The organism is Aquimarina sp. 2-A2, assembly GCF_045505135.1.
Taxonomy (GTDB): domain Bacteria; phylum Bacteroidota; class Bacteroidia; order Flavobacteriales; family Flavobacteriaceae; genus Aquimarina; species Aquimarina intermedia.
In genome coordinates this window covers 1-1,229 of sequence record NZ_JBJKFI010000017.1, presented here as the reverse complement: position 1 = coordinate 1,229, position 1,229 = coordinate 1, and the positions used below count along the sequence as shown (strand labels likewise).

The window sequence follows — 1,229 nt, the reverse complement described above, 5'->3', positions numbered from 1 at the left end:
TGTAGGCTTCCCCTTTTTAGGACACCTCTAAATTCGACAAATAATTATTATTAATGTCAGATTTGATGAAGAATTTAAATTCTTCATCAAATCTGGGCATATATTCTTTAGGAGATATGTTTCCTAAAGCTTTATGTGGATGATTAAAGTTATAGTCTACTCTCCAATTATCACTTATCTTTTGTAATTGATAGATGTCATTAAAATAATATGCATCCAATATGTCTTCTCTAAAGAAGCGATTGAAGCGTTCTATATATCCATTTTGCATGGGTTTACCCGGTTGTATATACTTAATTTCTATACAATTCTTTTTACACCAATTCATAAAGGTTTTAGATATGAATTCTGGACCGTTATCACATCTGATATATTTAGGTGTGCCTATTTCTTCTTTTAGACACTCCAATGTTTCAACCACAGCTCTTGCTGGATAAGAAAGGCCTGCACTGATTGCTAGTGCTTCTCGATTACAATCGTCAATTACATTAAACACACGAACCTTTCTACCGTCAGTAAGTGCATCACTCATGAAATCCATACTCCAACACTCATTAAGTTGGACAGGAGTTTCCAGAGGTTGCTTTACACGTTTATCTAGACGCTTTTTGCATTTACGTCTTAAACTTAGTTTCATCTCACGATAAACGCGTAGTACTCGTTTTCTATTCCATTTTAAGCCTTCGCGACGGATCTTATAATAATATTCATCAAAACCTCTGGTAGGATACGATTCAGCTAGCTCAGTTAGCCTATCAATAACTTCGCTATCATCTTTTTTACTCTGGTAATACCACATCGAACGACTTAGACCTACAACTTTACAGGCTCGAACAATTGGGATAACATACTCTTTGATGAGATACTTTGCACGCACATGCTTATCGGAAGGCTTTAGAACTTTTTTGACAGCACATCTTTTAGCATTTTGTTATCTAGGCTCACATCGGCATACATCTGTTTAAGCCTTTTGTTCTCCTCTTCGAGCTCTTTTAACCGTTTAAGTTGCTGCTGTTCCATACCGCCGTACTTCTTACGCCAGTAGTAAAATGTACTCTTGTCAATTCCTAATTCTCGGGATAAATCACCTACCGATCTTCCCTGTTCATTTTCCTTGAGAGCCTTTATAATTTGGCTCTCGTTAAATTTGCTGTTTTTCATGGTGACAGTTTGAATTTAAAGTTAGTAAATTCGAATTATTAACTGTCCTATTTTTAGGGAAGCCTACA

At 35.9% G+C, this 1,229-nt stretch carries 2 protein-coding genes; both read right to left on the bottom strand.

All coding sequences use genetic code 11. From position 1 onward, the window contains the following. Nucleotides 1–16 precede the first annotated feature (16 nt). The gene (locus ACJRPK_RS17455) at nucleotides 17–877 is read right to left on the bottom strand and encodes an IS3 family transposase (RefSeq protein WP_407141674.1); all 861 of its coding nucleotides are present in this window, start codon (nucleotides 875–877) and stop codon (nucleotides 17–19) included. A 17-nt stretch (nucleotides 878–894) separates the two neighbouring features. Then, nucleotides 895–1,161 (bottom strand): transposase, encoded by a 267-nt coding sequence (locus ACJRPK_RS17450; protein ID WP_407141673.1) that lies wholly within the window; start codon nucleotides 1,159–1,161, stop codon nucleotides 895–897. Between the last annotated feature and the right edge of the window lie 68 nt (nucleotides 1,162–1,229).

Excerpts from the sequence above, each read along its gene's own strand:
- ACJRPK_RS17450 (WP_407141673.1), bottom strand. The coding sequence starts at position 1,161 with ATGAAAAACAGCAAATTTAACGAGAGCCAAATTATAAAGGCTCTCAAG.